This is a genomic window from Rhodanobacter sp. DHB23, assembly GCF_014842975.1.
Classification (GTDB): Bacteria; Pseudomonadota; Gammaproteobacteria; order Xanthomonadales; family Rhodanobacteraceae; genus Rhodanobacter_A.
This window is the reverse complement of record NZ_JACYXK010000023.1, coordinates 211,135-223,818: the sequence shown is the minus strand read 5'-3', so window position 1 is coordinate 223,818 and position 12,684 is coordinate 211,135. Positions and strand designations below refer to the sequence as shown.

General features: G+C 70.9%; 9 protein-coding genes. 2 read left to right on the top strand and 7 right to left on the bottom strand.

Annotation, left to right across the window (positions count from 1 at the left end; all coding sequences use genetic code 11):
• Positions 1 to 7 precede the first annotated feature (7 nt).
• Genes IHE47_RS06320 through IHE47_RS06310 form a run of 3 tightly spaced genes read right to left on the bottom strand, consistent with a single transcriptional unit; the run spans position 8 to position 1,949 of the window.
• Positions 8 to 358 carry a hypothetical protein gene (locus IHE47_RS06320; RefSeq protein ID WP_192105020.1) on the bottom strand — a complete coding sequence of 117 codons (351 nt, stop codon included), beginning with the start codon at positions 356 to 358 and terminating at the stop codon, positions 8 to 10.
• Positions 359 to 369: 11 nt separating this feature from the next.
• Positions 370 to 1,164, bottom strand: a complete 795-nt coding sequence (locus tag IHE47_RS06315; protein WP_192105019.1) for an inositol monophosphatase family protein — start codon at positions 1,162 to 1,164, stop codon at positions 370 to 372.
• Positions 1,161 to 1,949, bottom strand: a complete 789-nt coding sequence (locus tag IHE47_RS06310) for a type II secretion system protein N (RefSeq protein ID WP_225561657.1) — start codon at positions 1,947 to 1,949, stop codon at positions 1,161 to 1,163. The genes IHE47_RS06315 and IHE47_RS06310 overlap by 4 nt, the downstream gene beginning before the upstream one ends.
• Positions 1,950 to 2,014: 65 nt before the next feature.
• Between IHE47_RS06310 and IHE47_RS06305 the strand changes: the two genes are divergently transcribed.
• Together IHE47_RS06305 and IHE47_RS06300 are read left to right on the top strand one after the other, a co-directional pair.
• Positions 2,015 to 3,385 (top strand): adenosylmethionine--8-amino-7-oxononanoate transaminase, encoded by a 1,371-nt coding sequence (locus IHE47_RS06305; RefSeq protein WP_192105018.1) that lies wholly within the window; start codon positions 2,015 to 2,017, stop codon positions 3,383 to 3,385.
• Positions 3,386 to 3,393: 8 nt separating this feature from the next.
• Entirely contained in the window at positions 3,394 to 4,128 is a 735-nt protein-coding gene (locus IHE47_RS06300; RefSeq protein ID WP_192105017.1) for a 16S rRNA (uracil(1498)-N(3))-methyltransferase, read from the top strand.
• 15 nt (positions 4,129 to 4,143) lie between these two features.
• On the opposite strand, the gene IHE47_RS06295 is transcribed toward IHE47_RS06300, so the two are convergent.
• From IHE47_RS06295 to IHE47_RS06280, 4 genes are read right to left on the bottom strand one after another with little or no spacing between them, the layout of a single operon-like run.
• The gene (locus IHE47_RS06295; protein ID WP_192105016.1) at positions 4,144 to 4,308 is read right to left on the bottom strand and encodes a hypothetical protein; all 165 of its coding nucleotides are present in this window, start codon (positions 4,306 to 4,308) and stop codon (positions 4,144 to 4,146) included.
• Entirely contained in the window at positions 4,308 to 4,850 is a 543-nt protein-coding gene (locus IHE47_RS06290) for a chemotaxis protein CheW (protein ID WP_192105015.1), read from the bottom strand. Before IHE47_RS06290 ends, IHE47_RS06295 begins: the two co-directional genes overlap by 1 nt.
• A complete protein-coding gene (locus tag IHE47_RS06285) occupies positions 4,847 to 6,544 on the bottom strand; it encodes a chemotaxis protein CheB (RefSeq protein WP_192105014.1) in 1,698 nt (565 codons plus the stop codon). The genes IHE47_RS06290 and IHE47_RS06285 overlap by 4 nt, the downstream gene beginning before the upstream one ends.
• The gene (locus tag IHE47_RS06280) at positions 6,537 to 12,611 is read right to left on the bottom strand and encodes an Hpt domain-containing protein (protein ID WP_192105013.1); all 6,075 of its coding nucleotides are present in this window, start codon (positions 12,609 to 12,611) and stop codon (positions 6,537 to 6,539) included. Before IHE47_RS06280 ends, IHE47_RS06285 begins: the two co-directional genes overlap by 8 nt.
• Between the last annotated feature and the right edge of the window lie 73 nt (positions 12,612 to 12,684).

Sequence of the window (12,684 nt, the reverse complement as noted above, 5' to 3'; positions counted from 1 at the left end):
AGCCGGCTCACCCGATCGGCGGCGGCAGGGCTCGTGCCTGCTGACGTCCGGCGAACGCGGCCCAGACCAGCAGGCCGAGCACGGCGCCATGCAGGATGCTGCTGCACACGCCCCAGACGCCCATGAACAGGGAAAGACGCTGCAGCGAGAGCTCGCCCGCCTCCCTTGCCGCCGGCAGCCACCAGCCCTGCATCCAGGCGCCGAACAGCGTCACCGCGAATTGCATCGCGCAGGCAAGCAGCACCAGCAGGGCCGGTCGCGGCGCGCACTGCCACAACACCAGGGCCAGCACGCCGCCGACCAGGGTGGCAAGCAGTGTCGGGCTCGCGCCCGCCAGGGCCATCAGCAGGACCATCATGGATCGCACCGTCACCCCGCTCCATCGCGGTCAAGCGAAAGCCGCCGCAACGCTTCGGCGTGGATCGCCGGCGTGCCGGCCAGCACGCTGCGCGTTTCCAGCGTCGGCGCCTGGCCGTCCAGGTCGGTGAACACGCCGCCAGCCTCGCGCACGATCACCGCCAGCGCGGCGATGTCGAGGATGTTCACGTCGGACTCGACCACCAGGTCCAGCGCACCGCGCGCGAGCAGGTGGTAATGGCAGAAATCGCCGTAGCCGCGGATGCGGTTGCTGTCGCGGATCATCGCGCCCAGCGCAGCCCAGCGCGCGTCGCCGGTGAGCGTCTTGACGTTGCCGGTGGAGATCGAGGCCTGCGAGAAATCCACGGTATCCGCCACGCGCACGCGTTCGCCTTCGAAGCACGTACCCTGCCCCGCGCTGGCCCACATCGTCTCGCCGTACACCGGCGCGCTGGACACACCCAGCACCAGTTCGCCGCGATTCATCAGCGCGATCTGGGTGGAGAAGAACGGCGTGCGGCGCACGAAGCTCTTGGTGCCGTCCAGCGGATCGACCAGCCACAGCAGGCCATCGCTCACGCCGTCGAAGCCGTATTCCTCGCCGTAGATGCCCGCCTCCGGCAAGGCTTTTTTCAGCACCGCGCGGATCGCCTGCTCGGCTTCGCGGTCGGCCACCGTCACCGGTGTGGCGTCGCCCTTGATCTCCACGTCCACACCGCGCTTCCAGTAATGCAGGATCACCTCGGCGGCGGCGGCGGCGGCTTCGCGGGCGGCGGCGAGGGCCTGCGCGGCGGTTTCGGCATTCATCGTGCGGTTTTTCCGGTGATGGCGGCGGCCATGCCGCCGCTGCGTGTGATGTGGATGCTGCCGTCGGCACCGGGCCGGCCCAGGGCGGCGAGCCAGCGCTGCAGCGCCGGGTCGGCGTGCCGTGCCTGCAGCATGGCTTCGAGCCGCCAGCCCAGCGGGCTCAATGCGAACTCGCCGGTCGTGCGCAGCGGGCCCTGGCCGTCGTCCTGCCATTGTGCATGGATCACGCCGCCCTGCGCGGCGAGCGTGCCATGCAAATCACCCAGCGGAACATCGCCGTTTTTCATATGCATCGCGGCTTGCCGCCACTGCCAGTCGGCCTGCAGCTCCAGTGGCCAGCCGCCCTGCAGTACGGCATGTTGCGCGTTCAACACCAGCTCGCCGCGCGGCTGGCCCAGCGGCAGGCGAAGGCGCGGATCGGCCAGTGCCGCCAGGTCCGCATGCGCCTGCAGGCCGCTCCATTCCACCTGGCCGGCCGGCAGTTTCCGCATGTGCCCGCGCAGGCCGAACCGCGGCCCCGCGAAATCGAGCTGCAGCTCGACCTGCCCGAAAAGGGCGCGATGCGACAACTGCCACTGCACGCGTCCCGGCACGCGACCGTCCGGCGACCGCACATCATCCGCATGGCCGTCCCACAGCGTGCCGCCCGCCTGCTGCAGGAGCACGCCATGCAGCGACGGCTGCAGCAACGGCATCGCCCAGCGCGCCGGCAACCACCACAGCAGCGCCGCGATGGCCAGCAACGGCACGGCCACGGCCGCAAGGATTTTTCCCAGGAGTTTCAAGCAGGCTTTCCGCAAGTTCCGTGCGCGCACTTGAGCGCGCAGCTACGGCCGCCGATCATAACCGGATGACGAACCCCGCCGACCGCAACGCCGCGCTCGCCGCGCGCGACCTGAAGCACATCTGGCATCCGTGCACCCAGATGCACGACCACGCCGTCGCCGGCGGCGTCCCGATGCTGCCCATCGTGCGCGGCGAGGGCGCGTGGCTGGTCGACGCCGAAGGCCGCCGCTACCTCGACGGCATCAGCTCGTGGTGGACCAACCTGTTCGGCCACGCCAACCCGCGCATCGCCGCCGCGCTGGCGGAGCAGGCGCGCACGCTGGAGCACGTGATCTTCGCCGGCTTCACCCATCCGCCGGCGATCGAGCTGGCCGAGGAACTGGTGCGCATCACGCCGGCCGGGCTGGACAAGGTGTTCTTCGCCGACAACGGCTCGGCGGCGATCGAAGTGGCGCTGAAGATGAGCTTCCACTACTGGCTCAACCAGGGCCATGGCGGCAAGACCCGCTTCATCGCGCTCACCGGCAGCTACCACGGCGAGACGCTGGGCGCGCTGTCGGTGAGCGACGTGGCACTGTACCGCAAGACCTATGCGCCGCTGCTGCTGACGCCGATCCTCGCGCCCTCGCCGGATGCCTACGAGGGCGAACCGGGCGAGACGCCTGCACGGGTCGCCGCGCGCCGCCTGGCCGAGCTGCGTGCCTTGCTGGAGCGCCACGCGCACGAAACCTGCGCGGTGATCGTCGAGCCGCTGGTGCAGTGCGCGGGCGGCATGCGCATGTACCACCCGGACTACCTCGCGGGCCTGCGCAGGCTCTGCGACGAATTCGCCGTGCACTTCATCGCCGACGAGATCGCGGTGGGCTTCGGCCGCACCGGCACGCTGTTCGCGTGCGAGCAGGCGAACATTTCGCCCGATTTCATGTGCCTGTCGAAAGGCCTCACCGGCGGCACCCTGCCGCTGTCGGCCGTGCTCACCACGCAGCATGTGTACGAGGCGTTCTACGCCGAATACAGCGCGGGCAAGGCCTTCCTGCATTCGCACAGCTATACCGGCAATCCGCTGGCCTGCAGCGCCGCGCTGGCCACGCTGGCGATCTTCCGCGACGAACCGGTGCTGGAACGCAATCGCACGCTGGCCGCCCATCTCGCCCGCCGGCTGGAGCCGCTGCGCGACCACCCGCACGTGGCCGAGGTGCGCCAGACCGGCATGATCGCTGCGGTGGAACTGGTGGCGGACAAGGCCACGCGCCGTCCCTTCCCCGCCGAAGACAGGCGCGGCCTGCGCGTGTACCTGCACGGCCTGCGGCGCGAAGCACTGCTGCGCCCGCTGGGCAACGTGGTCTATTTCATGCCTCCTTACGTGGTGAGCGAGGCGGAGATCGACCATCTGGTGGCGGTGGCGGCCGCCGGCATCGAGAGAGCCGTGGAGTAATCACCAGCATGCGCACCATCCGTATCCATGTCGACCTGCCGCTGGCCGTTGGGGCCGAAGTGGCCCTGCCGGCGCAGGCCGGCGAGCACGTGGCGCGCGTACTGCGCCTCGTCGCGGGCGATCCATTGACGCTGTTCAACGGCGACGGCGCGGACTATGCCGCCACGATACGCAGCGTGGGCAAGCGCGAAGTGCTGGTCGAGGTGCTGGACCGGCAACCCGTGGAGCGCGAGTCCCCGCTGCCGCTCACGCTGGCGCAAGGCGTGGCACGCGGCGAGAAGATGGACCTGATCGTGCAGAAGGCCACCGAGCTGGGCGTGGCGCGCATCGTGCCGCTGCTCACCGAACGTTCCGAGGTGAAGCTGGACGCCGCCCGCGCGGAGAAGCGGCTGGCGCACTGGCGCGCGGTGGCCGCCAGCGCCTGCGAACAAAGCGGCCGCGCACGCCTGCCGGAGATCCTTCCCACGCAGGCCCTGCCGGCCTGGCTGGCCTCGCTGGATGGCGATGCCGCGCTGCGGCTGGCGCTGCTGCCCGAAGCGGCGGTTTCCGCGCGCGGGCTGCGCCCCGGCGGCGAGGGCGCGTTGCTGGTGGTGGGGCCGGAAGGCGGGCTGGGCGAGCGCGACGTGGCGCTGCTGGATGAAGCCGGCTTCACCGGCCTGCGGCTGGGGCCGCGCATCCTGCGCACCGAGACGGCCGGCCTCGCGGCCCTGGCTGCGTTGCAGGCCCTGCACGGGGATTTCTGACCGCCGCAAGCGCGGCTATTTTTTCCTGCGCGCCTGCGCCAGGAAGACCACCGCGACGCCGATGAACGCCGCCCCGACACCGTAGAAGGCCGGCTGCCTGGCTATCGCCGCAGCGACGAATTCCATCACCGCCGCCACCGCGAACAACACGCTGGGCAGCCAGGCGCGATGGCGCTCCATCACGCCGCGCCGTCCAGTTCCTCCGGCTCGTCATCCGCGCCGGACAGGTCGTGCACTTCCTGTTCCCCGGGCTGGTCCTGCGCCAGCAGGCGCACCAGCTCCGCCTCGATGCCTTCGAGGTCGGGGATCACCGCCACGTCGTCGCGCACCAGCACCTGGGCACGCACGCCCGGCGGCAGTTCGTTGCCATCGTGGGTGGGGATGATGAGTTCGGAGTTGAGCGTGGTCAGGCGCGGGAAGCCCTGCGTGAGTACGGCGATGAAGGGCATCCTGGGATCGCCGCCCAGCGCCTTCAGCACGGCCACGCGCACGGTGAGCTCGGCGTCGCCCTCGCCCGCGCCGGCGAGGGTGGAAAACGACACCAGCGGCACGCGCCAGCCGCGCCAGGCGAAGCGTCCGACCAGCCATTCGGGCGCACCGGCCACCGCCTCGTGCACCGGCCGGGTGATGACTTCGGCCACGGTGGCGTTGGGCAGCAGCAGGCGCAGGCTGCCGGCCGGCACCAGCACGCAGCGGATTTCGCGGGGCAACTCGACGCTCATGGATAGACCTCGATCAGATGCGCCGCCAGTTCGTGCAGCGTTCCGGAATAGCTCACCAGCCGTTCGGCGAACAGGGCGCCGACCATGTCGGCGGAATACCCGCCTTCGGCGGACTCCACCCATACCTGGCCATTGCGGTCGTGGATCGCCTGCGCACCGGCCACCGCGTCGGTGGAACGGCCGGCGAACACGATGGCGAGCGCATCGCGCCCGAACGCGTTCGCCGCCATGGTGAAGCTGGCGTCGATGGACGGCTCCGGTGCATCGTCGCAGGTGCGCAGCTCGATGCTGCCGTCGCGGCGCAATTGCACCTGGGACGCGGCCGGAACCAGCAACACTTCGCCGGCACGGGCACGGCCACCTTGCCTGGCGAGCCGCACCGGCAGGCTGGAATGCTCCGACAGGCGCTGCAGCACCGCATCGGCCGACTGCGCGCCGAAATGCTGGGTAAGCAGGATGGCGTAGCGCGCGGTGGCAGGCAGGCTCGCGAGGAATTCGCAGACCGAATCCAGCCCATCGGATGTCGCGCCCAGCAACACCACGCGGCTGAGCGCGCTGCCGAGGTCGTCCAGCAGCATCTCGCTCGACTCCCGCTCCCATTCCTTCGGCGCCACGGCCTCCTCGATCGACACCAGCTCCAGCGTCAGCGTCGGCTTGAAATCCTCCGTCGCCGGCTCGACGTCCGGCGCGAGGTAATCCGCGGCGCTCACCTTGTGGATGCCGAAGTCGCCGGCCATGGCCGGCGCCACGGCGACTGCATCGTGATCGACCAGCGCCCAGCCATCCGGCGCAGCGGGCGCCCTGGCCGCCGCTTCCGCTGCAGCGGCCGTCGCGGGCGCTGCCTCGGCATGCGGCAGGGTGCTGAAATCGCCGTCGTGCAGCGGCAGTTCCTGGCGTGGCGCAGCGGGCGTGGAATCCTCGTCGGGCAACTCGCCTTCGCCGGCGAGCAGCGCGGCCAGCTCCGCCTCCAGGTCGTCCGTCGCAGCGAAGTCGTGCCCGTGCCCCGCATGTTCATCCGCGTCGCCATGCAGCGCGGCCGGGTCGGCGAGGGCGTGCATGTCCATTTCCGGCAACGCGACCACCGGCGCATCGGCCAGCGGCTCGGACGGCAGGGCGGATTCAGGCGTGGCCAGCAGGGCCGCCAGTTCCGCCTCGAGGTCGGCCGAGGTGGCGCGATCCTCCGCCTCGTGCCCAGTGCCGTGGTCGTACTGTCCGACCGGCTCCGGCACGTACGGCGCTTCCGGCTCTACTACGACCGACTCGACGGCCGCCGAGTCGGATGGCGGCACTTCGACAGCTTCGGCCACCGTCGGCAGCGTTTCCACGGCCTGTGCATCGGCCGGGCGCGGCGGATCCACGTCGCCGCTGGCCAGTACCTTCATCGCCAGGTGGCGCGCCCAGCGCGCGCGGTCCCAGCCACCCAGCGCGCGGCTGGCGCGGGCGTCGTTGAGCACCAGGCGCGGGCGATCGCCCTCGACCATGTCGAACAGGCGGTCGCAGGCCTCGTCGTCCTCTTCGTCCAGGTTCACCACCAGCACGTCGGGATCGAGCTGGTGCAGCAGCCCGGCGTCGAACCCGGCGACGGCGCCCTCGTGCAGGATGCGCGCACCGCGCTCCTGCAAGGTCTGGCGCAGGTGCCCCCCCAGCTCGGCGTCGTCGAACAGCAATGCCACCGAAGGCAGTGCCTCAACCATGGTGCGGCTCCTGCGAAAGCTGTTCGACGGCGCGCCGCTCCAGTGCCTCGGCGCGCTGGTCCAGCACTTCGGCGATCTGCGACAGCAGCTCGGCCTCCTGGTACGGCTTGCCGAGGTAGCGGTCCACGCCGATGTCGAACGCGCGCTGGCGATGCTTGTCGCCGGTGCGCGAGGTGATCATGATGATCGGCACGTCGCGCAGGCGCGGATCCGCCTTCATGTGGGTGGCCAGCTCGTAGCCGTCCATGCGCGGCATCTCGATGTCCAGCAGCATCAGGTCGGGCACGCGCTCGTGCAGTTTCTCCAGCGCGTCCACGCCGTCCTTCGCGGTGCCCACTTCGTATTCGTGGCGCTCCAGCACGCGGCCGGTGACCTTGCGCATGGTGATCGAATCGTCCACCACCATGACCAGCGGGCGGGCGCGCTGCTCCTCGATCTTCGGCAGCTCGACCGCGGCGAGGCCCTCGGACAGGCGCTGCTCGCGGCGCAGCACGCCATGGCGCACCAGCGGCGCCAGGTCGAGAATCACCAGCACCGAGCCGTCGCCCATGATGGTGGCGCCGAGCACGCCCGGCACCGAACTCACCTGCGGACCGACCGACTTCACCACGATCTCGCGCGAACCCAGCACCGCGTCGACGCGGATCGCCGCACGCAGGTCGCCGGTGCGGGCCAGCAGCAGCGGCGGCTGTTCGCCTTCCGGCACCGCGCCAGGCGGCAGGCCGAGCAATTCGGCCAGATCGTGGATGCCGAACTGCTCGTCGCCGTGCGCGAACACCGGTTCGTGCTCGGCCATGCGCGAGGCCAGTTCCTCGGCGTTGACGCGCGCCACGCCCTGCACCGAGGTCATCGGGATGGCGAAGGTGCTCTCGCCGATGCGCACCAGGATGGCCTGGGTCACCGCGAGGGTGAACGGCAGGCGCAGCACGAAGGTGGTGCCTTGCCCCTGCTGCGACTCGATCGCCAGCGAGCCGCCCAGCTGCTTGATCTCGTTCGCCACCACGTCCATGCCCACGCCGCGGCCGGCCAGCTGGGTGACCGTGCTGGCGGTGGAGAAGCCGGGCTGGGTGATCAGCGCGAGCACCTGGTCGTCGCTGAGGCGGGCATCGGCGGCGATCAGGCCGCGCTCCACGCCGCGCTTGCGGATGGCCTCGCGGTCGAGGCCGCGGCCGTCGTCGCTGACGCGCACCACCACCTCGGTGGCTTCGCGCGTCACCCGGATGCGCACCGCGCCCTCGGCCGGCTTGCCCGCCTTGCGGCGGTCTTCCGGCGATTCGAAGCCGTGCGCCACGGCGTTGCGCAGCATGTGTTCGAACGGTGCCTTGATGCGGTCGAGCAGGTTGCGGTCCATTTCGCCGTGCGCGCCGTCCACGTACAGCTGCGCGCTCTTGCCTTCTTCCTGCGCGGCCTGGCGCAGGGTGCGGCGCAGGTTCGGCACCATGGTGTCGAACGGCAGCATGCGCGTGCGCAGCAGGCCTTCCTGCAGCTCGGTGCTGACGCGCGACTGCTGTACCAGCAGGTTCTCCGCCTGGCGGGTCAGTTCGTCCAGCACGCCCTGGATGGACACCAGGTCGGACACCGACTCGGCCAGCGAACGCGAGTACTGCTGCAGCTGCGAGAAACGGTCGAGTTCCAGCGGGTCGAACGTGGTGGCGCTGCCCGCCTCGCGATGCTCGCGCTGGAAACGCGCGATGATCTGCGCCTCGGTTTCGATTTCCAGCATGCGCAGCTGGCTGCGCAGGCGCTGCACGGTCTGGTCGAGTTCGACCAGGTTGAAGCGGTAGCCGGATACCTGCTGTTCCAGGCGCGAACGGTAGATCGCCACCTCGCCGGCATGGTTCACCAGGTTGTCCAGCAGTTCGGCGCGGACGCGGATCTGCTCCTGCGCCGAAGGCGCATCGGCGCCCTGCTCCGTGGGCAGCAGCTCGGGCAACGGCTCGGCTGCGGCTGCGGTCGCCGCATGCCCCGTTTCGACAGGTTGTGCGGCCGGGGGCACCACGCGGGCCGCCAGGGCCGCGTCGTCGGCGAACCCCTGCTCGCCGGCCAGCGCCAGCAGGTGGTCGATCGCGGACTGCGGGTAAGCCGGCACCTGGCCTTGCCCGATCTGCTGCACCATGGTGTGCAGCTGGTCGAAGCTGGTCTCCAGCACGGCGATCAGCGGGAGCGCCTGCGCCTCGCCCGCCACCGGCTTTTCCAGCAGCGTTTCGATGGCGTGGGACAGGTCGCCCACCGACATCATGCCGGCGATGCGCGCACCGCCCTTGAGCGTGTGCAGGTCGCGCTGCAGTTCGCCCAGGTGGCTGCCCGCGGCCGGCTCGGCATGCCACTGCGCCAGCACGCCATCGGCGTGGTCGAGGATCTCGCGCGCCTCCTCGACGAAGACTTCGAGCAGGTCGGCGTCGATCGACAGGTCCGCATGGATGGGCGCCGCACCGGTGGCCGGCGCGGCGCGCACCGCCTCGTTGGCGGCGCGGCGCGCGGCTTCGGCCGCACGCTGCGCTTCCTGCCTGGCCTGCTCCGCCGCCGCGGCTTCCGCCGCGCGCTGCTCGGCCGCCGCCTTCTCCGCCGCGGCGCGCATCTGCGCCTCGGCGGCCTCGCGGGCGGCGCGTTCCTGCGCCAGCCGGGCCTGCTCGGCGCGTTCCTGCTCGATGCGCTCCTGCTCGGCGCGCTCCTGCTCGGCGCGTTCTTGTTCGGCCAGTTCCTGCTCCAGGCGCTCCTGTTCCAGGCGCTCCTGCTCGGCCTGTTCGCGTTCCGCCTGTTCCTGTGCGGCCTTCGCCTGTGCCGCCTGCTCGGCGGCGGCGCGTTCGGCCGCTTCCTGTTCGGCGGCTTCGCCCGCCTGCCGTTCGGCTTCGGCCTGCCCGGCTTCCTCGGCCGGCGCATCCGGCTCGAATGCGCCCAGTGCGACCATCAACTCGTTGGCGTAGTGGTCGTGCGAGCCATCGTCCAGCGGTGCCTGGGATGCAGGCTCCTCGACCGCGGCTGCCTCATGGGCATCCGCACCGGCTTCTTCCGCAACTTCGTCGGCCCGGGGTTCGGACACGGGCTGCGCCGCCTCCGCAGGATGTTCGGCGATGATGTGCGCGCCCTGCACTTCGGGGTAGCGGTCGCGCAGTTCGGTCAGCTGCAGCGTGAGCTGGTCGACGTTCGGCAACTGCGGCATGGCCACGTCGAACTGGGCCATGGTCTGGTCGACCACGTCGGCCGTGCGGTCGAGCAGGCGCACGCCCTCCACCGGCAGCGGCTGGGCCGTGTGGCGCAGGCGCTTGAGCAGGGTCTCCAGCGGCGACAGCAACTGGATGAGCAACGGGATGTCGACCATCGCGATGGCGCCATGCAGCGTGTGCACGGCGCGCAGCAGGTCTTCGCCCACCGGCAGTTCGCCACTGCCGCGATGGATCGCGGTGCGGATGGTCTGCAGGTACTGCGCGACCTCGCTGCGCAGGATCTCCAGCAGCACCGGGTCGACCGAGGGCAGCGGCGAGATGGCGAACGCGGCCGGCGGCTCCACCGGTTCCGGGGCGGCGATGCTGTCGGCTTCGGTGATGCCGGCGGACGGGACCGACGCGGCGGCGGCATCGAAGCGCGGCACGCGGCGACGCACGACGCGGCGCACGGTTTCCATGGCGGCTGGCGCGTGGTCCTCGATGCGCGCGGAAGCGTCGCCGGCGGCGAGCTTGCCGGCGGTCTGCATGATCGCCTCGATCGGCGCATGCGGCACGCCCTCGCCCTTCAGCGAGGCCAGCAGCTGCGGCAACGCGGCGATGGCGTGGCGCACCACGGCCTGCACGCCCTCGTGCGGCTCGATGGAGTGGTCGAGCACGCGGTTGAGCATGTCCTCCACTTTCCACGCGAACTCGCCCAGTGCGGGGATGCCGACCAGCCGGCCGGAACCCTTGAGCGTGTGGAACGAGCGGCGGATCGGCGTAAGCGCGGCCAGTTGCACGGGATCGGCCAGCCAGACGCCTTCGGCGCCGCGCAGGTTGTCGATCTCCTCCTGCATCTCCTCCAGGAAGATGTCGCGGATGTCGTCGTCGATGCCCTCGGCCTGCTGGTCGAAGTGGAAACCCTCGGCCAGCGCGCCATGCGCCGGCACCTGCTCCTCGATCTCTTCCTCGATCTCGATCCAGTCGGCATCACTGCCAGCGGCGGCGACGGACGCCGGCGGCATGGTGGATTCGGTCTGCGCGAAGCGCAGGCCGTCGACGTCGTGCGCCGGCGCCAGCTGCGGCGCCTCGGGCGCAACCAGCAGGTGGCTGAGGTCGCCGCCCGGGTACACGCTCACCGACTCGGACAGGTTCTCGTGGCCATGCGCTTCCGAAGCAGCCGTCGCCTCGGCCCCTGGCAGCGGACGCTCGGCCGGCAACGGCCAGTAGCCGAGCTGGCCCAGGCTGTGCTCGGCCACGTCGATGATGTGCGCCAGGCCGCCGCGGTGCTCGCGCGCCGCCTCCAGGTAGTACTCCAGCGCGGCCAGCGCATCGGCCAGGTGGTCCATCTGCATGCTGTTGGGCACGCGGCGATCGACCAGCAATTCGTTGTGGATGAAGCGGCCGATGCCTTCGGCCAGCTCGGCGGGACGATCGGCGGACAGCATGCGCGCGGCGCCGGCCACTTCGGCCATCTGCGCGGGCGCATCGGCCAGCCCGGCGTGGTCCCAGCCGGATTCGACGAAGCCGACGATGGCTTCCTTCACCTTGCCGGCGTTGCGGATCGCCTCCTGCATCACCGTGCTGAGGATGCCCTGCACCTCGCTGCGCGGCAGGGTCGTCGCGTCGGCGTCGTCCTGCCGCGTCTCCTCGCTCGCGCCGAGGCTCTCGATGTGGTCGTCCAGCGAGGCTTCCACGTACAGCAGCGCGCCGGCCACGTCGAGCAGGGTGTCCTCGTCGGCGGCACGCAGCTTGTTGGCGACCTCGTCGAGCACGCGGCGCTGCTCGTCCACCACCCGGCGTGGCACCGCCAGCGCCAGCATGCCGAGGGTGTCGGCGACGCGGCCCAGCAGTTCGCATTGCGGCGCCAGCGAGGCCGGATCGGCGTTCGGCTGGCGCTGGAACAGGTCGAGCGCCTCCTTGACGCGCAGCAGGTCTTCCTTGAGCGCCTTGGCCACCGAATCGAGCAGGGCGCGGTTGTGCCCGGCCATCGAGCTGCGGGCGTGCTCCAGTTCCTCGGCGTCGGGCAGCAGGCTGTCCAGCGCGTAGGTGCGGCGCAGCAGCTCCATGTGCGGGCTGTGCTGACGCGACTGCGCCACGATGTAGAGCAGGCGGTTGCACAGCTCGTCGGCTTCGCCACCGCGCAGGCTGTCCTCGCCCTGGTCGATCAGCTGGCGGATGTGGCGGTCGGCCCTGCCGATCAGCTGGCGCAGCTCGGTGGCATGGGCGCCGAGCATGCCGTGCTCCAGGCCCTCCACCACGCCGGCGGCGATCCACCACAGGCGCCGGCCATGCACGTGGTAGCAGCGCGCGGCGATCGCCAGCAGGGTCTTGCGCATGCCGGCCAGCGGTTGCGCCTGCGACTGGCCGCGGAACCACGCCAGCATGTGTTGCTGGAACTGCGGGCGCAGCGCGACCAGCTCGCCATGGCGCTCGCGCGCCTGCGCCTCGCTCATCGCGGCGGGCGCCTGCGTGGGCAGGAAGGCGTCGAGGTTGGGGCGGAACAGCGCCGCTTCGGTCAATGCCTCCTCGCCGAGGCTGGCGCGCAGGTCGTTCAGCAGCGGCAGCAACACCACCGGCACGTCGCGATGGCCGCTGGCGACGCGCTCGAGGTAGTCGGGCAGCTGCATCAGTCCGCGCATCATCGCGGCATAGGCGTCCTCGCGCTGCGCGACCTTGTCCTGCAGCAGCGCGATGGCGAGCGTTTCCATCTCCGTCGCCACCATCGCCGGGCCGGGCAGCTCGACCATCCGCAGCGTGCCCTGCACCTGGTGCAGGTTGTCGGCGCAGGAGCGCATGGCCTCGCCGCGCGCCGGGTTGTCCACGTAGGACTCCAGCGCTTCGCGGGCCCTCGCCAGGGTCTGCTCCAGCTCGGGGCGGACCCACTGCAGGGTGGTGAAATCGATATTGTCTTGAAGTCTCATGCACTTCCCTCAGCGGTCGCGCGGCGAATCGCCACGCCACCATCGAGACTGCCCCAGTCGGTAAATGTCGGCG

Coding starts and splice junctions, on each gene's coding strand:
- IHE47_RS06300 (WP_192105017.1), top strand. CDS start 3,394: ATGCGCACCATCCGTATCCATGTCGACCTGCCGCTGGCCGTTGGGGCC.
- IHE47_RS06305 (WP_192105018.1), top strand. CDS start 2,015: ATGACGAACCCCGCCGACCGCAACGCCGCGCTCGCCGCGCGCGACCTG.
- IHE47_RS06280 (WP_192105013.1), bottom strand. CDS start 12,611: ATGAGACTTCAAGACAATATCGATTTCACCACCCTGCAGTGGGTCCGC.
- IHE47_RS06315 (WP_192105019.1), bottom strand. CDS start 1,164: ATGAATGCCGAAACCGCCGCGCAGGCCCTCGCCGCCGCCCGCGAAGCC.
- IHE47_RS06285 (WP_192105014.1), bottom strand. CDS start 6,544: ATGGTTGAGGCACTGCCTTCGGTGGCATTGCTGTTCGACGACGCCGAG.
- IHE47_RS06295 (WP_192105016.1), bottom strand. CDS start 4,308: ATGGAGCGCCATCGCGCCTGGCTGCCCAGCGTGTTGTTCGCGGTGGCG.
- IHE47_RS06320 (WP_192105020.1), bottom strand. CDS start 358: ATGATGGTCCTGCTGATGGCCCTGGCGGGCGCGAGCCCGACACTGCTT.
- IHE47_RS06290 (WP_192105015.1), bottom strand. CDS start 4,850: ATGAGCGTCGAGTTGCCCCGCGAAATCCGCTGCGTGCTGGTGCCGGCC.